The sequence below is a fragment of the Micromonospora sp. NPDC048907 genome (genome assembly GCF_055586885.1).
This window is the reverse complement of the sequence record NZ_JBVJHI010000004.1, coordinates 807,051-831,518: the sequence shown is the minus strand read 5'-3', so window position 1 is coordinate 831,518 and position 24,468 is coordinate 807,051. Positions and strand designations below refer to the sequence as shown.

The window sequence follows — 24,468 nt, the reverse complement described above, 5'->3', positions numbered from 1 at the left end:
CAACCAAACGTTGCAGGAGGTCGTCATGGAGTTCGGGACCATCGAGCGCGAGATCTACGTCGAGGCGTCGCCCGAGATCGTCTTCGAGGTGGTGAGCAGCCCCGACCATCTCAGGCAGTGGTGGCCGGACGACGCCCGGTACGACCCCACACCCGGGTCGACGGGAGAGATCGTCTTCGGCGACCGCGACGCCGGCGGGACGGCCGTGCCGTTCACCGTCGTCGACGCGCGACCGCCGCGGACGTTCTCGTTCCGGTGGACGCACCCGGCCGGCGAGGTCGCGGCGGAGGGCAACTCGCTGCTGGTCACCTTCGACCTCACCCCGTCGGGCGCCGGGACGCTGCTCAGGATGACCGAGAGCGGCTTCCGGGAGATGGGCTGGGAGATCGCCGTGCTGGAGCAGCAGTACCGGGAGCACGTCACCGGCTGGGACTTCTTCCTGCCGCGACTGGCGCCGTACGCCGCGACGCTGCCGGTGCGGGCATGAGCACCGAGGTCATGGAGCAGGTCGACGACGACCTCTGGTCCGCGATCGGGGACCCGACCCGGCGCCGGATGCTCGACCTGCTGCTCGTCGAGGGCGACGGCACCGCGACCACCCTCAGCCAGCAGATGCCGGTCACCCGGCAGGCGGTGGCCAAACACCTCGGCGTCCTCGACCGGGTCGGCCTGGTCCGGGCGACGCCGGCCGGCCGCGAGAAGCGCTACCGGGTGGACGACGCCCAGCTTGCCCGCGCGGTGGCCCAGCTGTCGTCGGTCGGGTCGGCGTGGGACGCCCGGCTGCGGCGGATCAAGCGCATCGCCGAGACCATCCAGCGCAATCAGACGGACTGACACGAGGATCAGGGAGAGTCGAGATGGTGGACATTCTGCACCGCGTCGGGGTCAAGACCCCGACGCCGGACAAGGTGTACTACGCACTGACGACCGTCGAGGGCCTCGCCGGCTGGTGGACCGACGACACGAAGGGCAGTGGCGAGGTCGGCGGCGTCCTCGAGTTCCGGTTCCCGCCGGGTGGCTTCGACATGGAGGTCGTCGAGCTCCGGCCCGCCGAGCGGGTGTCCTGGCGGGTGGTCGACGGCCCCGAGGAGTGGGTGGGAACCACTGTCGACTGGGACCTCCGCCAGGACGGCGACTGGACGATCGTGCTCTTCTCGCACCGGGGCTGGCGGGAGCCGGTGGAGTTCATGCACCACTGCAGCACCAAGTGGGGCTCGTACCTGCTGAGCCTCAAGTCGCTGGTGGAGACCGGCGAGGGCGCCCCGTCGCCGCGGGACGTGCAGATCAGCGACTGGCACTGAGGCCGGGTCACGGTCGTCCCTGGCCGCCCAGGGACGACCGTGCGCGGTGCCACCGTTCGAAACCGTGCCGACCGGGTACACGCCGGCCGCGCCCGCTGTCGCCGGGCGGACGGACGGAAGGAACCGCGATGACCAGGATCGGCATCATCATCGGCAGCACGCGTCCCGGGCGTAACGGGGAGACCGTGGCCCGGTGGGTCCACGAGATCGCCGCCCAGCGCGACGACGCCCAGTACGAACTCGTCGACATCAAGGAGTTCAACCTGCCCCACCTCGACGAGATGGCGCCCCCGTCGCTCGGCCAGTACACCCAGCCGCACACCCTGCGGTGGGCCGAGAAGATCGCCTCGTTCGACGGCTACGTCTTCGTCACACCGGAGTACAACCACTCCACCTCCGGCGCGCTGAAGAACGCGATCGACTTCCTCTACGCGGAGTGGAACAACAAGGCGGCCGGGTTCGTCAGTTACGGCAGCGTCGGCGGCACCCGGGCGGTCGAGCACCTCCGCCTGGTGGTCGCCGAGCTGCAGATGGCGGACGTGCGGGCCCAGGTCGCGCTCTCCCTCTTCACCGACTTCGAGAACTTCAGCGTGTTCAAGCCCAGCGAGCACCAGGTCGGCGCGGTGAACATGATGCTCGACCAGCTGGTGGCCTGGAGCGGCGCCCTGGCGACCCTGCGCTCCGGCACGACGATGGCCACCCCGCAGTCCCACGCGTAGCGGCCGGCCGGATCCACGAGCGCAGACCGATGAGTTCCGGCCGACGCCGCGGTCTGCCGAGGGACGGATCACGGAGTGAGAGGGGACGCGGCACATGGGCAAGCTGGTCGTGACGGAGTTCGTGACGCTGGACGGGGTGGCGCAGGCGCCGGGGGAGCCCGACGAGGACCGCGCCGATGGCTTCACCCACGGCGGCTGGCAGGCGCCGCTGGTGGACCACGAGACCGGCCAGGCCATGTTCGCCCAGGCCAGCAGCATGGACGCGCTGCTGCTGGGTCGCCGGACCTACGACATCTTCGCCGGCTACTGGCCGACGGCGCCCGCGGAGATCCCGTTCACCGGGCTGCTCAACCACGTGCCCAAGTACGTGGCGAGCCGCACGTTGCACGAGCCCCTCGACTGGGCGAACTCGACGCTGCTCGGCGGCGACCTCGCCGACGCCGTCGCCGAGTTGACCGACCGGCACGACGCGCTCCACGTGATCGGCAGCCTCGACCTGGTGCAGTCGTTGCTGCGCCTGCGCGTCGTGGACCGGCTGCACCTCTGGCTCTACCCGCTGACGCTGGGGTCCGGCAAGCGGCTGTTCGCGGACGGCACGATGCCGGCGGCGTTCCGGCTCACCGAGTCGGTCGGCCACCCCAACGGCACGCTGCAACTGACCTACGAGGCCGCGGGACGGCCGACCTACGGCAACCTCGCCGCCTAGGCCGCCGCGCCGAGGGGCGCTCAGTCGAGGCAGAACTCGTTGCCCTCGGGGTCGGTCAGCACGATGTGGCCGGCGCTCAGCGGGGGCTCGGGCTCGTAGCGGCGCACCCGCTTCGCGCCCAGCGCCACGAGCCGGTCGCACTCGGCCTCCAACGCCGCCATCCGCTCCTCTCCCCGCAGCCCGGGAGCGGCGCGGACGTCGAGGTGGACGCGGTTCTTGGCGACCTTGTCCTCCGGCACCTGCTGGAAGAACACCCGGGGGCCGTGCCCGTCCGGGTCCTCGATGGCCGACCGCGTGTTGCGCTGCTCCTCCGGTACGCCGATCCGGGCCAGGAAGTCGTCCCACGCGGCGAGGGGGTCGGCGCCCTCGGGCAGGTCGACTCCGGGCGGGCCGGGGTGGACGTAGCCCAGCGCGTCCCGCCAGAAGGACGACAGCGCCCGCGGGTCGTGGGCGTCGAAGGTGACCTGGAAGTGGCGGCTCATCGGGTTGCTCCGTTCATCGCGGTGTGCCGGTGCGGATGTCACCTACTCTGACACCCCTGGCGGACAGGATCGGTCCGCTATCTCGGGCAGGGTGGGTGACATGGGCGTGGCGGGCGGCGACGAGCGGGGCACGACGGAACGGGTGCTCACCCTGCTCGGGCTGCTCCAGCAGCGCCAGGTCTGGACCGGCCCGGAGCTCGCCGACCGGCTCGGGGTCACGCCGCGCACGATCCGGCGTGACGTCGAGCGGCTGCGCGCGCTCGGCTACCCGGTGCACGCCGGCCAGGGCGTCGGCGGCGGCTACCGGCTCGGCCCGGGGCGGGCCCTGCCGCCGCTGCTCCTCGACGACGAGGAGGCGATCGCCACCGCGGTCTCGCTGCTCGCCGGCGCGGGCGGCGCGATCGCCGGGGCGGCCGACGCCGCGCTCCGGGCGCTGGCGAAGCTCGACCGGGTGCTGCCCACCCGCCTGCGGCACGACGTGCGCGCGCTCGCCGGCTCGGTGGAGTCCTTCGGCGGAGGCCGCCCACCGGTCGACCCCGAGGCGCTCATGACGCTGGCCCGGGCCTGCCGGGACGAGGTCGAGGCCGGCTTCGACTACCCGTCCCGCGGCGAGGTGCGACCGCGGCGGGTGGAGCCCTACCGCCTGGTCGCCTCCGACCGGCGCTGGTACCTCCTCGCCTACGACCTCGACCGCGACGACTGGCGCAGCTTCCGGGTCGACCGGATGACCGACGTGGCCGCACGCAGCTGGCGCTTCCACCCGCGTACGGCGCCCGACGCGGCGAGCCACGTGCAGGAGGGGGTGGCGAGCCGGGTCTACCCCCACCGGGCGCGCTTCCTGGTGCACGCGCCGGCCGACACGGTACGCGCGCAGATCCCGGCGTCGGCTGCCGTGGTGCGGCGTCGCGACGGGGAGCGCTGCGAGGTGCTCAGCGGCGCGGGCAGCCTCGACGTCGTGCTCGTGCACGTGCTGCTGCTGGGCCACCACTTCGAGGTGCTCGACCCGCCGGAGCTGCGGAGGCGCTGTCGCGTGCTGGCGGAGCGGCTGCTGGCGGCCGGCACGGCGGCCGCTGCGGAGCCGGACCCGGCGCGGCCCTGAGCCGGTACGCCGACCCGGTCCGGCGCGGGGTCAACCGGTCGGCGGGCCGGGGGCGGCGTCCCGCAGCCGGTCGGCCAGTTCGCGGACGGCCGCGTTGTGCCGCGGATCCGACGCGCCGGGCAGGTGCCGGACGAGCGGCGGTGGAACGGTGTCACTGGGCGGCGCGACCACGTCCATGGGGTCCCGAAGCCGCCGGTCCACCGACCCCGCCGGCCCGCCGACCGCCGGCGGTTCCCCCGGCCGGTGGGGGGAGAACACCCATCCGCCGATCGAATCGGTGTCCCGCCACAGGTTGATCCACCGCCAGCCGACCCGCCGGCCGATCTCCTGAAGCACCTCGGGGTGGACATAGGCGGGGAACCAGTGGGCGTACAGCCGGGACAGCGGCGACCCGGACGTCAGCAGCGCCACCCGCGCGCAGACCTCCGGCGGCAGTTGCAGCACCGTCGCGGCGAGCAGGACCGAACCGTGGCTGTGCCCGGCGAGCAGCACGGTCCGCCCCTGCCCGGTCAGGTAGCTGATCCGGCGGCTGAGCTCGGGCACCGCCCGCTCGGCGTAACAGGGCGGCGCGAACGGGTGCGCGGCGCGGGGCCAGAAGGTGCCCAGGTCCCACAGCACGCCGACGTAGCGGCGGAACTCGGGGGTGCGGTAGGCGAACAGGCCGCCCAGGACCAGCGCCAGGATCGCCGCGGCGATCACGTAGCTGCCCAGGCCGATACCGAAGTTCACCAGGTCGGCGGGGATCGGCGTCCACCGGTCGATCACGGTCCCGGGATACCAGCGGGCCAGCCCGAGGGTGCTGGTGGCCAGGCCGAGCCCGGCGAGAGCGGCGTAGGTGAGGACCAGCGGGGTCACCCGCTCGGTGAACCGGGCCCGCGCGATGACCTGTTCGACCTGACGCAGCCGCTCGGCGGCCTCGGCCGGCGCGTCCGGGTGGTCGCGGGCCACGATGCCGGCGGCGGCGCGCCGGCGGGCGGGCCCCGAGGCCAGCGCCGTGACCACGCCGGTCACCGAGGCGACAGTCACCGCCAGGAAAAACCCGAAGATCGCCCACTTGTACGCCAGCGGCGGGCTGGTGGCCAGCCGCTCGGCGGTGGGCGCGTTCCGGTCCAGCAGGTCCGCCACCCGGTAGACCAGCTCGGCGGAGTAGGCCACCCCGAGGCCGGCGGCGACGGCGTCGATGACCGGGGAGCCGAGCGCACGCAGGCGCGACCGGCCCGGCAGCCGGGTGCGCGCCCACAGCACGGCCGCCCCGAGGACGACCAGGAGGCCGGTCTGCGTCGCGAAGAGGATGGTGACGATCTCCCCGTACCGGGGCAGTCCCGTCCGGGCGGCCCAGGGGGCGGGCTCGGCCGCCACGACGACCACCGTGGCGACGGTGAGCAGGCAGGCGGCGGTCCGCAGGCGGCGCAGGCTCCGCTCGACGCCCGGGGCCGGCGTGGTGCGGTCCAGCAGCGGATGGGCGCAGACCAGCACCGCGCACGTGGCCAGCATCATCGCGGTCAGCACCACCAGCGCGGTGGTCACGACGGACGCCCGCCCCCCGGCGGAGCGCGCGGCGAGCAGGACGGCGTCCAGCGTGGCGAAGGCCGCCGCGACGTGGATCGCCCGCAGCCGGGACACCAGCGGCGCGGCGTCCCACTGGCCGACCGCCGTGAGCTGGTGTTCGCCGGCCGCCGTGGCCGGGCCGCGGAACGTCGAGTACGTCCATCCGGGCCGGCTGCTCAGCCGCCAGACCAGCGCCACCGCCGCGACCGGTACCAGGGCGAGCACCGCCAGACGCAGCCCGGCCGGCCGCTCGCCGAGCCAGGACAGCCAGCTCCGCCCGGTGAGGCACCGCGGCGAGCCCATGCACTTCCAGGCGATCAGATCCAGCGTCACCCCGGCCACCGCGAGCACGTAGACGGCGGTGAACGTCAGGGCGAGCAGCCGGCAGAGCGCCTTCACGGTGGCGGCGGGCAACCCGGCGCCGGGCGGGCGCATCCAGATCGCCATGTTGCCGAGCATGAACGGCAGCAGGAACACCAGGGACAGCGTGCGGACCGCCTTGCCGGAGGGAAGGTCCCGCCACAGGTACGCCTCCATCAGCACGCCGCCCGACCCGGTCGTGTCCGGGTAGCCGGCCCGCGGCCGGTAGAAGCCGCCGCTGCGGTCGCCGGCCACCTGGTGCACGTTCGGCCGGTCCAGCACCTGCTCCGCGGCGGCGCCCGAGACGCCGTGCACCCGCAACTCCACGACCTCGACCGGCCGTTCGTCCGAGCTCATCGGCGTGTCCGACATTGATCTCCCGTGGCAGTGGCCGGCGCCGGGCGCCCGCGCGCCCGTACCCGGGGGTCCGGTCTACCCGTTCCGCGCCGGTTCAAGGCGGCCGCGGACGGGCGGCGGGATGCCGGGAAACCGGGCGGTCGGCGGCTGCCGGAGCAGTAACGTGGCGGGCGGAGGCCCTGCCGCCCGACCGAGTCCAGGGAGGCCGCGATGAGCGCGACGGACGTCCGGAGCGACGACGCGAGCCGGAGCACGGATGTGAAGCTCGAGGTGGTCGTCCTCCCGGTGGCGGACGTCGACCGCGCGAAGGAGTTCTACGGGCGCCTCGGGTGGCGGCTCGACCGGACCCCGCCGGGCGTCGTCCAGTTCACGCCGCCGGGCTCGGGGTGCTCGATCCAGTTCGGCCCGACCCTCACGGCCGCCGCACCCGGCTCGGCGAAGGGGTACCTCGTGGTCTCCGACATCGAGGCCGCCCGCGGCGAGCTGATCGCCGTCGGCGTCGACGTGAGCGGTGTCTTCCACGTGGGTCCGGCCGGCCCGGTCGGCGGCCGGGACCCGGAGCGCCGCAGCTACGTCTCCCGCGCCTCGTTCACCGATCCCGACGGCAACGAGTGGCTGCTCCAGGAGATCACGACCCGGCTGCCCGGGCGGATGGCGGCCGACGTGACCTCGTACACCTCGGCCACGGACCTGGCCGGTGCGCTCCGCCGTGCCGCCGCCGCGCACGGCGAGCACGAGAAGCGCATCGGCGCGACGGACGAGAACTGGCCCGACTGGTACGCGGCCTACCTGGTGCGCGAGCAGACGGGCGAGGAACTGCCCACGTGACCGCTCCTGATCAGCCGACGGCGGTCGGGGAGGGTGGCGCGCTGCCGCCCTGCGGCGCCTCGGCGGTCATCAGCCGGATGATCTCGGCCCGGTCGGCGCCGGACGGCAGCCCCCAGCCGGGGCGGTACCCGTACACCTGGTCCAGCGGGGTCGAGGCGGTGCGGCCGTCGAGGATCTCGATGGCACCGGTGTCGATCAGGCCGGGATGCTCGACGCCGCACGCCTCAGCGACCTTGACCAGGTCGCGCCGCAGCGTCCGGACGTAGTTGGCGGCCCGTACCGACTTGCGGGCCGGGTCGAGGCCCCGGGCCAGCCAGGGGTTCTGGGTGGCCACGCCGGTGGGGCAGGTGTCGGTGTGGCACTTCTGCGCCTGGACGCAGCCGATCGCCAGCATGGCCTCCCGGCCGACGTTCACCAGGTCGGCGCCGAGGGCGAAGGCCACCACGGCGTTGTCCGGCAGCCCGAGCTTGCCGCCGCCGACGAAGACCACCCGCTCGTGCAGGTCCCGTTCGGCGAAGACCCGGTAGACCCGCGAGAAGCCCTGCTGGAACGGCAGCGACACCGAGTCGGTGAAGATCAGTGGCGCCGCCCCCGTGCCGCCCTCGCCGCCGTCGACGGTCACGAAGTCCACGCCGCGGCCGGTGTCGCGCATCAGCGTGGTCAGCTCCTCCCAGAAGCCGAGGTCGCCGACGGCGGACTTGATGCCGACCGGCAGGCCGGTCTCGGCGGCGAGCAGCTCCACCCAGTCCAGCAGGCTGTCGCAGTCGGAGAACTCGGCGTGGCGCGACGGGCTGACGCAGTCACGGCCCATCGGGACCCCGCGGGTGGCGGCGATCTCGGCGGAGACCTTCGCGGCCGGCAGCAGCCCGCCCAAACTCGGCTTCGCGCCCTGGCTGAGCTTGATCTCCAGCGCCCGGACCGGTGCGCCGGCCACCAGGTCCTTCAGCCGGGCGAGGTCGAACCGGCCGCGCTCGTCCCGGCAGCCGAAGTACGCGGTGCCGATCTGGAAGATCAGGTCGCCGCCGTTGCGGTGGTACGGCGACAGCCCGCCCTCGCCGGTGTTCTGGAGGCAGCCGGCCAGTGCGGCGCCCCGGTTGAGCGCCTCGACGGCGTTGCCGGAGAGCGAGCCGAAGCTCATGCCGGAGATGTTGACCACCGACTCCGGGCGGAACGCGCGCGCCCGCCCCCGGGCGCCGCCGAGCACCTTCGCGCAGGGGAGGGTCACGTCGTGCGCCGCGCCGGGGGAGGACGGCGGCACGGCCCGCCCGAAGGTGCGGTGCTTGATGATCGGGTAGCCGGGGGTGTACTCGATGTCGTTGTCCGTGCCGAACCCGAAGTAGTTGTTCTCCTGCTTCGCCGACGCGTACACCCAGCGCCGCTGGTCGCGGGTGAACGGCCGTTCCTCGTTGTTGCCGGCCACGATGTACTGGCGCAGCTCGGGCCCGATCGACTCCAGCAGGTAGCGGGCGCGACCGAGGACGGGGAAGTTGCGCAGCAGCGCGTGGTCGCGTTGCAGCAGGTCGCGTGCGGCGAGGGCCGCGACGGCGGCCACGGCGGCGGGTACGGCTCTACGGGCCCAGCTCATGCCGCCACTCTTTCCGGGATCGCCGCCGGCCAAACGGGGAGCGTCCCCGCCCCGGGCGCCGGTGGCCCGCCGGCTGCCAATTTCCTTCACCAACGGGAACGCCCTTGAAGGGTATCGACATAGACGTTCGTGACGGTATAGCGTCCGCCCAACGTTCCCCGACCGGTCGCTGAAGGAGTGCCATGCCCACGCCACGAACCGTCCGCCTGCGCCGCCGAGGACTGCTCGGCATCCCCGCCCTGGTGACCGCCGCGCTGGCCGTCGTCAGCCGGCCCGGCGCGGCGGCCGCCGCCCCGGCCACCGCACCTGGGCCGGAGTGCCTGGCCGACCTGCTCGGTCGGTCCTGATGGCCACCATCCCCTGGCTGGTGGACGTGCTGCGGGGCGCCGGGGTGCAGGTCGTCGTCGAGGGCGACTGGCTCAACCGGATGCGCCCCGGCTCCTTCGACCCGATCGGCGTGCTGTGGCACCACACGGCGTCCACCTCCAGCGCCACCAACCCGCATCCGGCGCTCAACATCTGCATCAACGGCCGGCCCGACCTGGCCGGCCCGCTCTGCCAGGCGCTCGTCGACTACCACGGCGTGTTCCACGTGATCTCGGCCGGACGCTGCAACCACGCCGGCACCAGCGGCGGCAGCGGACCCATCCCGGCCGGCGACGGCAACACCATGCTGATCGGCTGGGAGATCGACTACAACGGGGTCGACCAGGAGATGACGGCCGCCCAGTACGACGCCTCCGTCGCCGCCACGGCGGCCGTCCTCACCCGGCTCGGCCGGGACGCCAGCTACGCGCGCGGGCACCGGGAGACCAGCACCACCGGCAAGATCGACCCGTCCTTCATCGACCTGAACGTCATGCGCGCCGACGTCGCCGCCAAGATGGGCGGCGCCCCGGCCTGGTCCTCGATCGTGGACAACGCCACCGCCGGGCGCTTCACCGCCGGCGCGAGCTGGGGCGTCTCGTCCTACTCCGGGCAGCGCTACGGCGCGGACTACCGCTACGCGGACCCGGTCGCCGCCAGCGACCCGGCCTGGTACCGGTTCAACGTCCCGGCCGCCGGCAACTACCGCGTGGACGCCTGGTGGCCGGCCAACGCCGGCTACAACGGCGCGACGCCGTACATCGTCGCCACCACGACCGGCAACCGGACCGTCACCGTCGACCAGCGGGCCACCGGCGGCCAGTGGCGTACCCTCGGCACCTTCGCCCTGCCGGCGGGGGACGCCAACCGGGTGGCGGTGAGCCGGTGGACCACGGCCAGCGGCCTCGTCATCGCCGACGCCGTCCGGCTCACCCGGGTCTGACCGCCCAGCGGGCCCCGGCCGGCAGCCGCCCGGCCGGGGTCAACCCGGCACGGGCCGGCCCATCTCGGCCAGGATCCCGGTGCCCTGGCCCAGCTCGATCAGGTACCCGTCGGGGTCGCGCAGGTAGCACCGGATCTCCACCCCGTGGTCCTTCGGCTCGGTCAGGAACTCCCCGCCCCGGGAACGCCACAGCTCGTAGACGGCCCGGACGTCGGTGACCCGGATGTTGAGCGCGCCGCTGAGCGTGTCCGGATCGGCCGGCGCCCGCGCCGTCACGGTCGGCTTGTCGTCGGTCGGGCCACCCTCGTCGTTCAGCACGAGGTAGCTGTTGTGCAGGCGGAGCACCGCGGGCCGCCGGTCGCGCACCACCGTGGCGCCCAGGACATGGCGGTAGAACTCCCGCGAGCGGTCCACGTCCCGCACGATCAGCAGGTGGGTGACGACCAGGCCGTGTTCGGGCTGGAAGTAGTCCGGTGCCTCATCCGTCACGACGCCCCCTCCCTCGGCCCGCCGGTTACCCGGGTGCACGGCGGCCACACCCCGCCGGAGCGGTGCCGGTTCCGGGGTTCGCCGCGGTTCGCGGGCCGATGGTATGAATGCAGCGTGGCGTCGGCGCAGAACATGGACCTGATGGGCAACGTCCGCACCCTGGTCGAGGACGCGCTGCCGGCTCGACTGCCGGGCGCCCGCGTCGCGGCGGACCGCGACGAGATCGTCGTCGCCGTCCCCGGCGGCCGGGCCCGGGTCTCCCTGGTCCCGCTGCTGCGCAGCTGCCTCGACCAGCCCCGGCAGGCGTGGCCGGAGCTGGTGGCCGACTGGGTCGCGGCGGTGCGCCGGGAGCTGCCGGACAGCGTCTCCGCCGACCTCGGGCCGGTCGACGTCGAGCAGCTCCGGCTCCGTCTCACCCCGGCGGCCGCGACCACGGAGGCCGACAGTTATCTGGCCATGCCGTTCGGCGACCACTTCACCGCGGTGGTGGTGGTGAACCGGCCCGAGCGGCTGGACCTGCTGACCCTCGCCCAGGCCGCGCGACTGGACCGCGAGCCCGCGGAACTGGTGCGCATCGCCGTGCGGCAGACCGTGGAGCGGGAACTGACCACTCTCGACGTGCGGGACCACGAGCTGCCGACCGGTGGCTCGGTGCGCCTGCTCGCCGCCGACGGCAACCCCTTCGTGACGACCGCGCTCATGTCGGTCAAGCGGTTCCTGCCCGAGGGCGCCGAGCACGGCGCGCTGGTCGCGGCGCCACAGTACGGCGCCGTGCTGCTGCACCCGGTGGACGGCCGGGTGCGGGAGGCCGCCGTGGCGGTGCACCGCCTGACCGGCTCCCTGTTCGCGTCCGCCGCCGATCCCTGTTCCGACCAGGTCTTCTGGTGGTACGCCGGGGAGTTCCACCCGGTCCGCGTCCGGCCGGCGGAGGACGGCGGGGTCGTGCCGGTGCGGCTGCCGGAGGCACTGGCGCCGGTCGTGGCGCGGCTGGACGGGCCTACGGGGTGAGCGACGTGTCGAGCTTCCGGGCGGCCAGCGCCTGATCCCGTTGCGCGGTCAGGAAACCCAGCGCGGCGTCGCGCTCCCCGTCGTGCCAGGCGCGCACGAGCCCCTCGTAGAACGCGGCCTGCTCGGCCAGCTGCCGGGCGCCCGTGCCGGAGGACCCGGCGGCCCGGTCGCGGCACAGCTCGGCGAGCTGGGTGGCCGGCTCCACGGGGGACGCCGTGCCGTTCACCACCCGCCAGCCGGGCAGCTGGTGCCAGTGCGTCCGGCGCCGGCGCGGGTCCTGGGCGAAGTCCCGCTCGGCCACGTCGGCGAGCCGCTCGGCCGGCCACTTGTCGATCTTCTCCAGGCCGGCGTCCAGCACGAACCGCCGCGCCTGGTCCACCGCCTCGTCGGCGGACAGGTCGACCGTCGGCGGCCCGGAGCGGGCCTCGTCCATCCGGACGCCGTACGTCATGATCCAGCTGGTGAAGGGCGCCACGAGCGGCTGCACCCCGGCGGCCACCCAGCCCACGGGTCGGGTGGGCGAACCGGACCAGCCGATCCACGCCAGCGACCAGCCCAGCGGCTCCCGTGCCAGCACCGTGTCGAGGCCGTCGCCCCGCAGTGACCACTCGCCGGGCAGGTCGGGGCGCAGCTCGGAGAGGATCCGCCGCCACCGCCGCGCCGCGTCGACAGAGGACATACGCACCTTTCGCCGTCGGTGGCCGGGCCCGGTCAGTCTACGCTCAGCGGTCGCTGCGTCGGCCGTAGCTCCTCCGGGGGCTCGGGCAGGTCCAGCACCCGCTGGACCTTGTTGGCCCAGCTCGGCTCGATGCCGGTCTTCAGACCGGTCTTGAGGTCGTAGGCGTGCGCGACCTCCCATTCCAGCTCGTCGGTCGCCGAGTCACGGTACTGCCGCTCCAGGATGACGTCCGGCCGGAAGTCCTGGTCGGTCACCTTCGGCGTCTCGACGCCCTGGGCGTCGTACCCGACCTCGGTACGCAGCCGGAAGCCCGTCTCCGGGTCGAGCATGGTGGTCGCTTCGCTGTCGATCGCGTTGGCCAGCCCACGGTGTGCCTCCGTGCCCATCGCCGTCCGCTCGACGATGAGGTCCGCCACGTCCTCGGGATAGCCCTTCTCGATGAGCTTCTCCCGCTGCCGCTGGTAGCCCTCCCGCTGGAGGATCGAGTCACGGTTCTGGTCGACGTGGTCCCAGGCGTCGTCGACCATCTCCTGGAGCTGGCCGGCGATCTGCCGGCGTGCCTTGCCGATCTCCTCGAGGCTCTTCTCGTCGTGCTTGTCCAGCTCCGGGTCGTTCTGCGGGCGCTGCGCGTCGGCATCCCCCTCGGTGGACCTGCCGTCGGTCGACCGCGGGCCGCCGGGCCGGCCGCTCTCCGCCGCCTCGGTGACCGCCCGGTGGGTCTCGGCGACGGTGGTGGGCCGGCCGTGCGACCCGCCGCCCCGTTGCCGCGGCACACCGCCGTCGTTGACATCCCCGCCGTCGCCGTCGCGGACGCCCCCGCCGTCGCCGCCGTCGCCGGTGCCGCCGTGCGGTCCCCTGGGCTTCGCCACGATCCCCCCGGTCAGCCGTTGACGAGCTTGGACAGGTTGGTGAGGCTGGTGACGAGTGCCGTGGTGTAGCTGAGGATCCGGCCCGCCCACTTGAGCACGGCGGCGGTGATCTGCGCGGCGATCACCGGAATGGTCACCACGAAGATCGCCTCGACCGCCCACACGACGACGCGCGCGACGAGGTCCGCGATGAGGTCACGGACGATGTCGCGGGTGAACGAGACGAGGTTCCCGGCGGCCTGCGTCGCGGCCGCCATCGCCGCCGAGGCCCCGCCGAGACCGGCGATCGCGTCGACGTTGTTCTTCATCAGCGACTGGTACGCCTCGGCGGCGTGCCCCCGCCAGTCGGGCAGGTCGCCGGCCAGGTGCGCCTGCAGGTCGGCGGCCATCCGCTGCAGGTGGCCGGCCATGTTGTCCCAGGTGGCCGCGTGCGACGCGACGACGTCGGGCATGCCGGTGAGCCAGTCGAGCATCTCCCGCAGCGGCTCGAAGTATTCCATCGCCCAGCCGATGCCGTTGGCCAGCAGCGCGCTGAACGGGTCCAGCACCGTCGCGGCGACGTCCAGCCCGAAGGCCGCCCCGGCGAGCAGGTCGTCCACCCAGCCCTCGCTGCGGATGGCGTCCACCAGGCCCTCGACGCCGTCGGCCAGCGAGGAACCCGTCCACACCTCCCGGGTGGACCGGACGTCCGCGACCAGCGAGTTGTCGGTCATGCCCGCAACCGCCGGCTGATCGCCTCCATCGAGCTCGCCGCGTCACCGTCCACACCGTCGTAGCTGTCGGCGGTGCGGCGCAGGCCGTCGGCGACCAGCCTGAGGTTCTCGTCGACGTAGGCGACCAGCTCGTCCTGGCGGGTGTGCCGGTCCTCCAGGATCGCGGAGATCCACCCGCAGAGCAGCCCGTACGCCTGGTCGTCCCGCGCGATGTGCGCGCTCGCGCCGCGGACCGCGTCGAACCGGGCGCGCAACCCCTCGACGTACGCGGCGTGCGCGCGGATCTGCTCGGGGTCGGCCGTCCAGCCGGCCGGGCCGCTCACCGCTGCCAGCCGTGGCCGTCGTAGGAGCCGGGCTCGCCCGAACCGGGTTCCGGGTCGGGGCGCAGTTGCCGGCCCACCCGCTCGGCGATGGCCCGGGCGGCCGCCGACTCGGTGCCGACGGTCTCGGCGATGATTTCCTGCGACCGCTCGGCGAGCTGCCCCTTCGCCCGCCGGATCGCGTCCAGGACCGCCTGGGCGACCACCTCGGGGGAGACCCGCTGGATCTGCCGGCCGAGGCGCAGGTCCAGCAGCGCGCCGCTGGAGTCGACGGTGACCTCGGCCAGGCCGTTGTCGTCCTCGGCCATGACCCGCAGCTCCTGGAGGCGGTCGCTCATCGCCTTCGTGTCGGCCGCGAGCTTGTCGATGCGGCCCTTCCAGGCGCGCATCTGGTCCATGGCGCCGTCCGGGTCCAGCACGCCGCCGCTCAGAGCCCCGCTCACCATGTGCCTCCCCCGAGTAGGCCCGGATCCCGTGAGGACTGCTGATCCCCAGCGCCTCGCGGGGCGGCGTCGATTGTAGAACACCCCTTCACATTCGGATGGCACGACAAAGCCACAGTGGACCGGGGTGGGTGCTCAGCGGGCCGGACGGGTGCTCTCGCGGGGCAGGACCGTGTGCGGCGCGGTGATCCGGGTGGGCGGGGCGTCCGGGCGGTCCAGCCGGGCGGTGGCCAGGGCGACCGCCTTCCGGGCGAGGAACGCGGGGTCGACCGAGACGGAGGTCAGCGACGGTCGGGAGTAGCGGCCCTCCTCGCTGTCACCGAACCCGATCACCGCCACGTCGGCGGGCACCCGCAGCCCGGCGTCGGCGGCGGCCCGCAGGGCGCCGATGGCGAGCCGGTCGGAGTAGCAGAGGACGGCGTCCGGGCGGTGCTCGTGTGCGAACAGCCACCGGGCCGCCCGATAGCCGTCCTCGTACCGGTGCTGGGCGGTGGCCCGCAGGTAGCCGGCGGGTGGGTCGAGTCCGGCCCGGCGGACCGCCCGCCGGTAGCCGAGGGTGCGGGGTTGCTCCGGCCCGGTGGCCTCGTCCGGCCGGGCGCCGATGGCGGCGATCCGCCGTCGCCCCGTGCGCAGCAGGTGCTCGGTGGCGTCCGCGGCGGCGCGGGCGCCGTCGAGGGCAACCTGGTCGCAGCGGGGATCGCGGCTCTCGCCGAGCAGGACGAGGGGAGTGCCGGTGCCGAGGTGGGCGTCGATCAGGCCCGGCGGCACCGTGTCCGCGCCGAGCAGGACGGCGTCGACGCCCGGCGGCGCCCCGGCGTGCGCCGGGGGTGCGGGGCGGTCGGTCTCGGGACCGAGGTGCTCGACGACGACCCGGAAGCCCTGGCCGCTCGCCGCGCGGACGACCTCACGCGCCAACCCGTGCAGGCCGGGCGCCTCGACGTCGGGAACGACAAGCGCGAGCAGCCCGGTGCGGCCGGTGCGCAGCGTGCGGGCCGCGAGATTCGGCCGGTAGCCCAGCGCGCCGACGGCCTCCCGCACCCGGCGGCGGACGTCGTCGCTGACGTGCGGGTGGTCGTTGATGACGTTCGACACCGTCTTCACCGACACGCGGGCGTGCCGCGCCACGTCCCTGAGCGTGGTGGCCACGATCGTCCTCCCGCCTCGGCGCTCCTGACACCAGCCAACCGCCTTCGCTGGTGTACACACCGGACGATCCCAGAGCGGACTACACCGGTCAAGGCATTACGCTGGTGTGGACGAGAGGAGCGCCACGGTGCCTGACGAGCCATCGGTGCCGGCCGCCGTGCGGCTGGTGCGCGACTTCGTCAACACCTTCGAGCCGCAGGTCGACGAGGAGTCGCTGACCACGCCGGTCGCCCTGCGGGACTGGCTCGCCGAGCGGGCGCTGATCCCCGCCGGCGCGCGGCTGGGCCCGGCGGACCTCGCCGTGGCCCGCACGGTCCGCGAGGGCCTGCGGGCGGTGCTGCTCGGCCACGCCGGCCACCCCGCCGACCCCGCCGCGCTGCGCCGCCTCGACGAGGCCCTGGCCGCCGCGCCCGTGCGGATGACACTCGGGGACGGCGCCCCCCGGCTCGCTCCCGCCGGGACCGGCCCGCTCGACGTGGCGTTGGCCGCACTGGTCGACGCCATCCGGCAGTGCGCGCAGGACCAGGTGTGGACCCGGCTCAAGGTGTGCGACCGGGACACCTGCCGGTGGGCCTACTACGACGCCTCCCGCAACCAGGCGCGCCGCTGGTGCTCCATGGCCGGCTGCGGCAACTACGTCAAGATGCGCCGGGCCTACGCCGCCCGCCGCGACCGCCGGTCCCGCACACCGGGCACCGGCCGGGACGGCTGATTCGGCGGCCGGCCGTACCGCCGATCCGGCCGGCCGGACGCATACGACCCGCCGTCGCTGGGAACGCCACCCGCATGGCCAGGTACACGAAGCCGGAACTCCGTGCACAGCTCAAGGAGGAGATCCAGGCGTCCGACAAGGGCGGCCGGCCGGGTCAGTGGTCGGCGCGCAAGTCGCAACTGCTCACCAACGAGTACAAAAAGCAAGGTGGGGGCTTCGAGGGGCCCCGGGACCAGCGGCAGCGGTCCCTGCAGCGCTGGGGCGCCGAGAAGTGGCAGACCCGGTCGGGCTCCACCCGCGCGCGCCACGACGGCGAGACCGAGCGTTACCTGCCCAAACGGGCGTGGGAACAGCTTTCGGACGAGCAGCGGCGCGACACCGACACGAAGAAGCGGCAGGCGTCGCGGTCCGGGCGGCAGTTCGTGCCCAACACCGGACCGGCGAAGCGTGCCCGCCGGGAGGCCACCTCGGCGGGGCAGCTGTCGGACCTGCCGGTCACCGAGGCGGTCAAGCTGGTCCGGGGCCTCGACACCCGCCAGCTCCGGGCCGCGCTGCGGCGCGAGCGCGGCGGCAAGGACCGCAAGACGCTCGTCCAGCGGCTGGAGTCGGAGCTGGCCCGGCGCTGACGGCGCCCGCCCGGCGCGCCGCGCCCGTCACCCGTCCCGCCGCAACCGGCCCGTCTCGCCGCCCCGGGCGTCCACGAGCACCAGCACGTCGCCGTCCAGCCCCGCCCGGGACGCCCCGGACAGCCACCGCGCCACCGGGACGCTCGCGCAGCCGATCAGCGTGCTGGGCCCGGCGGTGGCGAGCAGGGCGCCCTCCGCCCCGGCGACCCACCGCCCACCCTGGCCGTTGCAGCCGTCGGAGCCGCGCCATCCGCCGTCGTCACGCAACTCCACGTACGCCGGCGCCCGCCCTGGGCCGGCGGGCACCCAGCGGCCGAGCAGCGCGGCCCGGCCGGCCGGCGTCAGGCCCGCCGGCAGCGCGGCGGCCGGCGCGAGGGCCCGCCGGACCTCGGGGGTGACCACGGGCGGCTCGGCCAGCGCCGGCAGCAGGTGGCGACCGGGGTCGGGCGTCGCGCCGGGCGCCAGCCGGGCGACCTGCCGGCCCTGGTCGTCGAGGAGGACCGCGGTCTTCCCGGTCACCCGGAATCCGGTGGCCCGGGGCAGCCAGGCCGGTCCGGGCCGCGGGTCGGTGGGACAGCCCGAGCGGCCGGACGGCGACAGCCCGGAGAGCTCGGCCACGAACAGGCCGCCGGCGCCCGCTCGCCACGCTCCGGTCGACACCCCGCAGCTGTCGAACCACAGCAGGCCGCCCTGGTCGGGCGGAGCGAGCCGGAGCACGCCGGCGCCGCCGTCAGCGGCGGTCACCGTCCAGTTGCCGATCAGCGCGACCGGGTCGGGGGACGGTCCGGCGCCCGGGGGAGCCGCGCTCGGGTCCGGTGGGCCGGTGGTCGCCCCCGGGCCGGCGGCGCAGCCCGCCAGCAGGGTGCCCACCGCGACGGTCACCACGAGGTGCCTGCTGCACCGCATCGTCCCGCTCCCTCCGCCGGCCCGATCGTCTCCGGGCGTCCGGTGTTCGGACGAGGCGGCGGGACCGCCGGTTCCACCGGCGCGGTCCGGCGGCGGGACGATCCACGGGACCCACCGCCTCCGCCGTCGCCGGGAGGGGCGGCGGGCGGCGGAGGCGGCACGCCGCGCTACCGCGTCGTGAGTCCCAGGCTGATCGTCCTGGTCAGCGTCGCGTTGTCGTCGTCGCCGTCGAGGGACCAGACCATCGCCCCGGCCAGGCCGGCACGGCGGATGTAGAGCGTCTTCTGGAGCACCACCACCGGATCGTCGTACGTCCAGAGGGTCGTGCCGTCGAACAACCAGGCGTGCCCGGCGCGCAGGTCGCGGTGGACGGAGTAGCCCTTGGCGGGGAGGGTCTTGAGCTGCTTGTAGTCCTCGTAGCCGGCCTCGAAGGTGGCCGGTGCCGGCCCGGCCGCGGGCTGGAAAAGGCCGTCCCCGCCCCCGGTCACGCCGGTCCAGCCGCGGCCGTAGTAGGGGATGCCCAGGACCAGCTTGCCGCGCGGCGCGCCGCGGGCAAGCCAGCCGTCGATCGCCACCTCGGCGGAGAAGTCCGGGTCGTCCGGCGCCCCCGCCGGCACGCGCAGCGCCGACTGCTGGTTGGTCACCGCATCCCAGGATCCGTGGAAGTCGTAACCCTGCACGGTGGCGAAGTCGAGGTACCGGAAAATCTTCCGGCCCTCGTATCCGGCGTCCATGGTGGCCGGGTTGGCCGGCAGGAACGCGGTCAGCGCGTAGTGCTTGTGGACCTGCCGCCCGTAGGCGTCGAGCTGCCGGCGGAACTCGGCGAGCAGCCTGGTGAAGTTCTCCCGGTCCTCGGGGCGGACCACGTTGCCCGGTTCGCCGGGCCAGTTCGGCCACTCCCAGTCCAGGTCGACGCCGTCGAAGACGCCGGCGGCCGCGCCCGGGCCGCCGCTGCCGCCGTCCAGGACCGGCAGGTTCCCCTTGAGGTAGAGGTCGATGCAGGACGCGACGAACGCCCGGCGGGAGGCGTCGGTGCGGGCGGCGTCGGAGAGGTACGTCGACCAGCTCCAGCCGCCCAGCGAGATCAGCACCTTCAGGTCGGGGTGCCGGGCCTTGAGCTTGGCCAGCTGGCCGAAGTTGCCGTTGAGCGGCTCGCCCCAGGCGTCGGCGACACCGTCGACGCTCTCCTCCGCCGGCACGGTGCGCTGGTAGTCGGCCCAGGCGTCGCCCTCGCCCGGCCCGCCGTCCACATAGCAGCGCCCGTCGGCGCTGATGTTGCCGAACGCGTAGTTGACGTGGGTGAGGCGGCTGGCCGCCCCGGAGGTGTCGAGCTTCTTGACCGGGAAGGCCCGGCCGTAGATGCCCCACTGGGTGAAGTAGCCGACCCGGTGGTAGCCGGTCCGGCGGGCCGCGGCGTCGGCCGCGCTCGCGGCGCCCGGTGGTGCGGCGGTGGCCAGCAGGGTGGACAGGGCGACGAGGGCGGTGAGGCGGCGGTGGCGGAACTGTCGCATCGGCACTCCCACGGGGGGACGGAGCGGGATTAGTTAAGACACCTTTCTGATCGATGAAGCTAAGCCGGTCGTGATTCGAGGTCAAGAGCGCCGCGCGGAGTTGCTAGGCTGGTGGGTGCGCGCGCCGAGAGACCGCGCGCCGACTCGAAGGAGACAGACATGACGGGCGACGACGACATCTCCGGGTGATCCCGGCCCACCTCGTCGCATCCCCGTCTCGTCATCCGGGCGGCCGTGCCCTGCCCGGCTCACACCCCGAGGGTCTCTTCGATGTCCGACACCTGTGTCGTGTGCACCAACCTCTCCTTCTCCTGGCCGGACGACACTCCGGTCTTCCAGGACCTGTCCTTCACCGTGCCGCCCGGCCGCACCGGCCTGGTCGCGCCGAACGGCGCCGGCAAGACCACCCTGCTGCGGCTGATCGCCGGCGACCTCACCCCCACCGGCGGCGCCGTGACGGTGGACGGCGTGCTCGGCTACCTGCCGCAGAACCTGCCACTGGCCGGCGACCTGACCGTGGCCCAGGTGCTCGGGGTCGACGCGGTGCTCCGGGCGCTGCGCGCCATCGAGTCCGGTGACGCCGCCGAGGAGCACTTCACCACCGTCGGCGACGACTGGGACGTGGAGGAGCGCAGCAGGGCCGAACTCGACCGGCTGGGTCTCGGGGACGTCCCGCTCGACCGGCGGCTGGCCACCCTCAGCGGCGGGCAGGTCGTCTCCCTCGGCCTGGCCGCGCAACTGCTCCGCCGCCCCGACGTGCTGCTGCTCGACGAGCCGACGAACAACCTCGACCTCGACGCGCGGCACCGCCTGTACGCGGTGCTCCAGGAGTGGTCCGGCTGCCTGCTGCTGGTCAGCCACGACCGGGCCCTGCTGGACCGGATGGACCGCATCGCCGAACTGGACCGCGGGGAGGTGCGCCTGTTCGGCGGCAACTTCACCGCGTACGAGGAGGCCGCCCGGGCGGCCCGGGAGGCGGCCGAGCGCACCGTGCGCGGCGCCGAGCAGGAGGTGAAGCGGGAGAAACGGGAGATGCAGCAGGCGCGGGAGCGGGCCGAACGGCGGGCCGGCAACGCCGCCCGCAACCTCGACAGCGCCGGCCTGGCCCGGATCGTCGCCGGCGGGCTCAAGCGCAGCGCCCAGGAGTCGGCGGGCCGGTCCCGCCAGACGCACGCCAACCGGGTGAGCGAGGCCCAGTCCCGGCTCGACGAGGCCAGTGCGGCGCTGCGGGAGGACCAGACGCTGACCCTGGACCTGCCGGAGACGACCGTCCCGGCCGGCCGGACGGTCGTGGCGGGGGAGCGGATGCAGGTCCACCACGACGGGCGGGCCGTCTTCGCCGGGGACGGGGTGGACCTCACCATCCGGGGGCCCGAGCGGATCGCCCTGACCGGGCCCAACGGCGCCGGCAAGTCCACCCTGCTGCGGCTGCTGCAGGGGGACCTCGACCCGGAGGGCGGGCAGGTGCGCCGCGGCGAGGGTCGGGTCGCGTACCTGTCGCAGCGGCTGGACCTGCTCGACCCGGACCGCACCGTGGCGGAGAACTTCGCCGCGTACGCCCCGGACCGGCCCACGGCCGAGCGGATGAACCTGCTCGCCCGGTTCCTCTTCCGCGGCGCGCGGGCCCACCTGCCGGCCGGCGTGCTCTCCGGCGGCGAACGCCTGCGGGCGACCCTCGCCTGTGTCCTGTACGCGCAGCCGGCACCCCACCTGCTGCTGCTGGACGAGCCGACGAACAACCTCGACCTGGTGAGCGCGGGCCAGTTGGAGAACGCCCTGGGCGCGTACCGGGGAGCGTTCGTGGTGGTGAGCCACGACGAGCGGTTCCTCGCCGAGATCGGCGTGCGGCGGTGGCTCCGGCTCGACGCCGGCGGGCTCCGGGAGGTGCCGGCACCGGATCCGACCTGAGCGGGTCTGGACGGACTTAAACTTGCGCCGCTAGTTTAAGCCGATGGACCTTCAGCTCTCCGCCGAGCAGGTGGCGGCTCGCCGGCTCGCCGCCGAGTTCGTGGACCGGGAGGTGGCGCCGCACGCGGCGGCCTGGGACCGGCGGGAGGAGGTGGACCCCGACATCGTCGGGAAGCTGGGGCAACTCGGCTTCCTGGGGCTCACCGTCCCCGAGGAGGACGGCGGGTCCGGCGGCGACCACCTCACCTACTGCCTGGTGCTGGAGGAGCTCGGCCGGGGCGACTCCGCCGTCCGGGGCATCGTCTCGGTGTCGCTCGGACTGGTCGCCAAGTCCGTCGCCGCGCACGGGTCGGCCGCCCAGAAGGAGGAGTGGCTGCCCCGGCTCTGCTCCGGCGCGGCGCTGGGCTGCTTCGCGCTGACCGAACCGGACAGCGGCTCGGACGCGGCCGCGCTGCGCACCCGCGCGGTCCGCGACGGCGGCGACTGGCTGATCACCGGCACGAAGACGTTCATCACCAACGGCACCACCGCCGACGTGGCACTGGTCTTCGCCCGGACCGGCGGCCCGGGGCACCGGGGCATCAGCGCGTTCCTGGTGCCCACCGGGGCCCCGGGGCTCACCCGCCGGCCGATCCACGGCAAGCTCGGCCTGCGCGGCCAGGCCACCGGTGAACTCGGGTTCGACGCCGTCCGGGTGCCCGACTCGGCGCGCCTCGGCCCGGAAGGTGGCGGGTTCCGGCTCGCCCTGGCCACCCTGGCCAAGGGCCGGATGTCGGTGGCCGCCGGCTGCGTCGGCATCGCGCAGGGCTGCCTGGACGCCGCGGTCGGCTACGCCGGGCAGCGCAGCCAGTTCGGCAAGCCCATCGCCGGCCACCAGCTCGTGCAGCAGCTCATCGCCGGCATCGCCGTCGACACCGCCGCCGCCCGGCTGCTCGTGTGGCGGGTGGCCGACCTCGTCGACCGCGGCGAGCCGTTCGCCACCGAGGCCTCGATGGCCAAGCTGTTCGCCAGCGAGGCCGCCGTGCGGGCCGCCAACAACGCCGTGCAGGTCTTCGGCGGGTACGGCTACATCGACGAGTTCCCGGCCGGCAAGTACCTGCGGGACGCCCGCGTCATGACCCTCTACGAGGGCACCAGCCAGATCCAGCAACTGCTCATCGGGCGCGCGCTCACCGGCGTCAACGCCTTCTGACCACCTGACGAACCGACGACCCCCGGGAGGGCATCCGGCATGAGGAGCAACGCCCGCATCGAGAAGCCGGCCGCGGCGAGCGGCCGCCCGCTCCGGAGCGCGGCCCGGTGACCGCGCTGTCGCTGGCCATGGTGCTGGCCGAGGCGGCCCGGCGGCACCCGGACACCGTGGCCGTGGTCGACGGCGACCTCCGGGTCAGCTATGCCGAGCTGTGGCGGCAGGCCCGCGGGTACGCCGCCGGCCTGCGAGAGCTGGGCGTCGCCCCGGGCGACCCGGTGGCCCTGCTGGCCCCGAACGTGGTCGACTTCCCCCGGGTCTACTACGGCGCCCTGGCCGCCGGCGCGGTGCTCGTGCCGGTGCACCTGCTGCTGACCGTGGACGAGGCGGTGCACGTGCTCCGCGACAGCGGCGCGAAGCTGCTGGTCTGCCACGGCTCGCAGCTCGCCCTGGGTGCCGCGGCCGCCGCGGCGGCGGGCGTCCCGCTGGTGACCGTCGGGCCGGGCGGGACGGGCGTGTCCCGGCTGGAGGAGGTGAGCGAGCCGCTGCCGGCGCAGCCGTCGTACGTCACCCGCCAGGCGGAGGACACCGCCGTGGTGCTCTACACCAGCGGCACCACCGGCGTGCCCAAGGGCGCGCTGCTCACCCACCTCAACCTGGTCATGAACGCGACGGTCAACGTCTTCGACGCCAACGACGCGCGCCACACCGACGTGGTGCTCGGCTGCCTGCCGCTGTTCCACAGCTTCGGCCAGACCGTGGCCATGAACGGCACCTTCCGCGTCGGCGGGACCCTGGTGCTGCTGAGCCGGTTCAGCGGGCCGGCCGCCATCGACCTCATGCTGGCCGAGGGGGTGAACGTCTTCCACGGCGTGCCCACCATGTACGTGGCGCTGCTCGACGCCGCCCGGGACCGGGCCACGCTGCCCCGGCTGCGGCTGTGCGTCTCCGGCGGGGCGTCGCTGCCGGTGGCCGTGCTGGAACGGTTCCACGCCGCCTTCCACACCACGATCTTCGAGGGCTACGGGCTCTCCGAGACCTCGCCGACGGCCACCACCAACCAACCGCACTTCGGCACCCGCCCCGGCACCATCGGGCACCCGGTCTGGGGCGTCGAGGTGGAGATCGCCCGCGCCGACCTGGACGACCGGATCGAGCTGCTGCCGACCGGCGAGCTCGGCGAGATCGTCATCCGCGGGCACAACGTCTTCGCCGGTTACCTCGGACGGCCCGAGGCGACCGCGGAGGCGGTGGTCGACGGCTGGTTCCGCAGCGGCGACCTGGGGCGCAAGGACGCCGACGGGTTCATCACCATCGTGGACCGCAAGAAGGACCTGATCATCCGGGGTGGCTTCAACGTCTACCCGCGCGAGGTCGAGGAGGTCCTGGCCCGCCACCCCGCCGTCGGCCAGGTGGCCGTGATCGGCGTGCCCGACCCGCGGCACGGCGAGGAGGTCTGCGCGGTGGTGGTCGCCGACCCGGCCGGCCCCGGCCTGCCGGCCGAGCAGGAGCTGATCGACTGGTCCCGCGCGCACCTGGGCCGCCACAAGTACCCGCGCCAGGTCCGCTACGTCGACGCGCTGCCGATCGGGCCGAGCCACAAGGTGCTCAAGCGGGAGCTGCGCCGCACCGTCGCGCCGCCGGCGGACTGACCG

The 24,468-nt window shown here is 74.3% G+C and carries 27 protein-coding genes; 15 read left to right on the top strand and 12 right to left on the bottom strand.

Annotation, left to right across the window (positions count from 1 at the left end; genetic code table 11):
- The first annotated feature begins 25 nt into the window (after positions 1-25).
- The 5 genes from ACZ6PY_RS17855 to ACZ6PY_RS17835 all read left to right on the top strand — a co-directional run bounded on the left by ACZ6PY_RS17855 (position 26) and on the right by ACZ6PY_RS17835 (position 2,726).
- Positions 26-487, top strand: a complete 462-nt coding sequence (locus ACZ6PY_RS17855) for an SRPBCC family protein (RefSeq protein ID WP_466073434.1) — start codon at positions 26-28, stop codon at positions 485-487.
- On the top strand, positions 484-834 hold the full coding sequence (locus tag ACZ6PY_RS17850) for an ArsR/SmtB family transcription factor (protein WP_466073432.1): 351 nt from the start codon (positions 484-486) through the stop codon (positions 832-834). Before ACZ6PY_RS17855 ends, ACZ6PY_RS17850 begins: the two co-directional genes overlap by 4 nt.
- A gap of 23 nt (positions 835-857) precedes the next feature.
- Positions 858-1,301, top strand: a complete 444-nt coding sequence (locus ACZ6PY_RS17845; protein WP_466073430.1) for an SRPBCC family protein — start codon at positions 858-860, stop codon at positions 1,299-1,301.
- A 128-nt stretch (positions 1,302-1,429) separates the two neighbouring features.
- Entirely contained in the window at positions 1,430-2,020 is a 591-nt protein-coding gene (locus tag ACZ6PY_RS17840) for an NADPH-dependent FMN reductase (RefSeq protein ID WP_466073428.1), read from the top strand.
- 94 nt (positions 2,021-2,114) lie between these two features.
- Entirely contained in the window at positions 2,115-2,726 is a 612-nt protein-coding gene (locus tag ACZ6PY_RS17835; protein WP_466073426.1) for a dihydrofolate reductase family protein, read from the top strand.
- Between the two features lie 20 nt (positions 2,727-2,746).
- On the opposite strand, the gene ACZ6PY_RS17830 is transcribed toward ACZ6PY_RS17835, so the two are convergent.
- Complete coding sequence (locus ACZ6PY_RS17830; RefSeq protein WP_466073424.1) at positions 2,747-3,208, bottom strand: VOC family protein; 462 nt, start codon at positions 3,206-3,208, stop codon at positions 2,747-2,749.
- 100 nt (positions 3,209-3,308) lie between these two features.
- On the opposite strand from ACZ6PY_RS17830, the gene ACZ6PY_RS17825 reads away from it, so the two are divergent.
- On the top strand, positions 3,309-4,307 hold the full coding sequence (locus ACZ6PY_RS17825; RefSeq protein ID WP_466073422.1) for a helix-turn-helix transcriptional regulator: 999 nt from the start codon (positions 3,309-3,311) through the stop codon (positions 4,305-4,307).
- Between the two features lie 30 nt (positions 4,308-4,337).
- Here ACZ6PY_RS17825 and ACZ6PY_RS17820 read toward each other — a convergent pair whose 3' ends face one another.
- Positions 4,338-6,572, bottom strand: a complete 2,235-nt coding sequence (locus ACZ6PY_RS17820) for a hypothetical protein (protein WP_466073420.1) — start codon at positions 6,570-6,572, stop codon at positions 4,338-4,340.
- Positions 6,573-6,782: 210 nt separating this feature from the next.
- On the opposite strand from ACZ6PY_RS17820, the gene ACZ6PY_RS17815 reads away from it, so the two are divergent.
- A complete protein-coding gene (locus tag ACZ6PY_RS17815; protein ID WP_466073418.1) occupies positions 6,783-7,400 on the top strand; it encodes a VOC family protein in 618 nt (205 codons plus the stop codon).
- Between the two features lie 10 nt (positions 7,401-7,410).
- Here the strand turns inward: ACZ6PY_RS17815 and ACZ6PY_RS17810 are convergent, their stop codons facing one another.
- On the bottom strand, positions 7,411-8,985 hold the full coding sequence (locus ACZ6PY_RS17810) for an FMN-binding glutamate synthase family protein (RefSeq protein ID WP_466073416.1): 1,575 nt from the start codon (positions 8,983-8,985) through the stop codon (positions 7,411-7,413).
- Positions 8,986-9,167: 182 nt separating this feature from the next.
- Here ACZ6PY_RS17810 and ACZ6PY_RS17805 point away from each other — a divergent pair, with 182 nt between their 5' ends.
- A complete protein-coding gene (locus ACZ6PY_RS17805) occupies positions 9,168-9,332 on the top strand; it encodes a hypothetical protein (protein WP_466073414.1) in 165 nt (54 codons plus the stop codon).
- On the top strand, positions 9,332-10,294 hold the full coding sequence (locus ACZ6PY_RS17800) for a golvesin C-terminal-like domain-containing protein (RefSeq protein ID WP_466073413.1): 963 nt from the start codon (positions 9,332-9,334) through the stop codon (positions 10,292-10,294). The genes ACZ6PY_RS17805 and ACZ6PY_RS17800 overlap by 1 nt, the downstream gene beginning before the upstream one ends.
- Positions 10,295-10,333: 39 nt before the next feature.
- Here ACZ6PY_RS17800 and ACZ6PY_RS17795 read toward each other — a convergent pair whose 3' ends face one another.
- Positions 10,334-10,783, bottom strand: a complete 450-nt coding sequence (locus tag ACZ6PY_RS17795) for a VOC family protein (RefSeq protein WP_466073411.1) — start codon at positions 10,781-10,783, stop codon at positions 10,334-10,336.
- 114 nt (positions 10,784-10,897) lie between these two features.
- On the opposite strand from ACZ6PY_RS17795, the gene ACZ6PY_RS17790 reads away from it, so the two are divergent.
- Positions 10,898-11,791, top strand: coding sequence for a hypothetical protein (locus ACZ6PY_RS17790; RefSeq protein WP_466073409.1), 894 nt, complete (start codon positions 10,898-10,900; stop codon positions 11,789-11,791).
- Here the strand turns inward: ACZ6PY_RS17790 and ACZ6PY_RS17785 are convergent.
- The 6 genes from ACZ6PY_RS17785 to ACZ6PY_RS17760 form a co-directional block, all read right to left on the bottom strand.
- Complete coding sequence (locus ACZ6PY_RS17785) at positions 11,781-12,470, bottom strand: hypothetical protein (RefSeq protein ID WP_466073408.1); 690 nt, start codon at positions 12,468-12,470, stop codon at positions 11,781-11,783. The genes ACZ6PY_RS17790 and ACZ6PY_RS17785 overlap by 11 nt on opposite strands.
- 32 nt (positions 12,471-12,502) lie before the next feature.
- Positions 12,503-13,339, bottom strand: a complete 837-nt coding sequence (locus tag ACZ6PY_RS17780) for a hypothetical protein (protein WP_466073406.1) — start codon at positions 13,337-13,339, stop codon at positions 12,503-12,505.
- An 11-nt stretch (positions 13,340-13,350) separates the two neighbouring features.
- Positions 13,351-14,052, bottom strand: a complete 702-nt coding sequence (locus ACZ6PY_RS17775) for a WXG100 family type VII secretion target (protein WP_262286708.1) — start codon at positions 14,050-14,052, stop codon at positions 13,351-13,353.
- Positions 14,049-14,375: a type VII secretion target gene (locus ACZ6PY_RS17770; protein ID WP_262286709.1), complete on the bottom strand. Its 327-nt coding sequence runs from the start codon at positions 14,373-14,375 to the stop codon at positions 14,049-14,051. The genes ACZ6PY_RS17775 and ACZ6PY_RS17770 overlap by 4 nt, the downstream gene beginning before the upstream one ends.
- On the bottom strand, positions 14,372-14,815 hold the full coding sequence (locus ACZ6PY_RS17765; protein WP_466073404.1) for a YbaB/EbfC family nucleoid-associated protein: 444 nt from the start codon (positions 14,813-14,815) through the stop codon (positions 14,372-14,374). Before ACZ6PY_RS17765 ends, ACZ6PY_RS17770 begins: the two co-directional genes overlap by 4 nt.
- 135 nt (positions 14,816-14,950) lie before the next feature.
- Positions 14,951-15,961 (bottom strand): LacI family DNA-binding transcriptional regulator, encoded by a 1,011-nt coding sequence (locus tag ACZ6PY_RS17760; protein ID WP_466073402.1) that lies wholly within the window; start codon positions 15,959-15,961, stop codon positions 14,951-14,953.
- Positions 15,962-16,088: 127 nt separating this feature from the next.
- Between ACZ6PY_RS17760 and ACZ6PY_RS17755 the strand changes: the two genes are divergently transcribed.
- Entirely contained in the window at positions 16,089-16,673 is a 585-nt protein-coding gene (locus ACZ6PY_RS17755) for a CGNR zinc finger domain-containing protein (RefSeq protein ID WP_466073400.1), read from the top strand.
- A 74-nt stretch (positions 16,674-16,747) separates the two neighbouring features.
- A complete protein-coding gene (locus ACZ6PY_RS17750) occupies positions 16,748-17,299 on the top strand; it encodes a hypothetical protein (RefSeq protein WP_466073398.1) in 552 nt (183 codons plus the stop codon).
- Between the two features lie 27 nt (positions 17,300-17,326).
- On the opposite strand, the gene ACZ6PY_RS17745 is transcribed toward ACZ6PY_RS17750, so the two are convergent.
- Together ACZ6PY_RS17745 and ACZ6PY_RS17740 are read right to left on the bottom strand one after the other, a co-directional pair.
- Positions 17,327-18,205, bottom strand: coding sequence for an META domain-containing protein (locus tag ACZ6PY_RS17745; protein ID WP_466073396.1), 879 nt, complete (start codon positions 18,203-18,205; stop codon positions 17,327-17,329).
- Between the two features lie 167 nt (positions 18,206-18,372).
- Positions 18,373-19,716, bottom strand: coding sequence for a glycoside hydrolase family 18 protein (locus tag ACZ6PY_RS17740; RefSeq protein ID WP_466073394.1), 1,344 nt, complete (start codon positions 19,714-19,716; stop codon positions 18,373-18,375).
- 270 nt (positions 19,717-19,986) lie between these two features.
- Between ACZ6PY_RS17740 and abc-f the strand changes: the two genes are divergently transcribed.
- The 3 genes from abc-f to ACZ6PY_RS17725 all read left to right on the top strand — a co-directional run bounded on the left by abc-f (position 19,987) and on the right by ACZ6PY_RS17725 (position 24,465).
- A complete protein-coding gene (abc-f, locus tag ACZ6PY_RS17735) occupies positions 19,987-21,624 on the top strand; it encodes a ribosomal protection-like ABC-F family protein (RefSeq protein ID WP_466073392.1) in 1,638 nt (545 codons plus the stop codon).
- Positions 21,625-21,667: 43 nt separating this feature from the next.
- Entirely contained in the window at positions 21,668-22,816 is a 1,149-nt protein-coding gene (locus ACZ6PY_RS17730; RefSeq protein ID WP_466073390.1) for an acyl-CoA dehydrogenase family protein, read from the top strand.
- A gap of 107 nt (positions 22,817-22,923) precedes the next feature.
- A complete protein-coding gene (locus tag ACZ6PY_RS17725; protein WP_466073389.1) occupies positions 22,924-24,465 on the top strand; it encodes a long-chain-fatty-acid--CoA ligase in 1,542 nt (513 codons plus the stop codon).
- Positions 24,466-24,468: the final 3 nt, after the last annotated feature.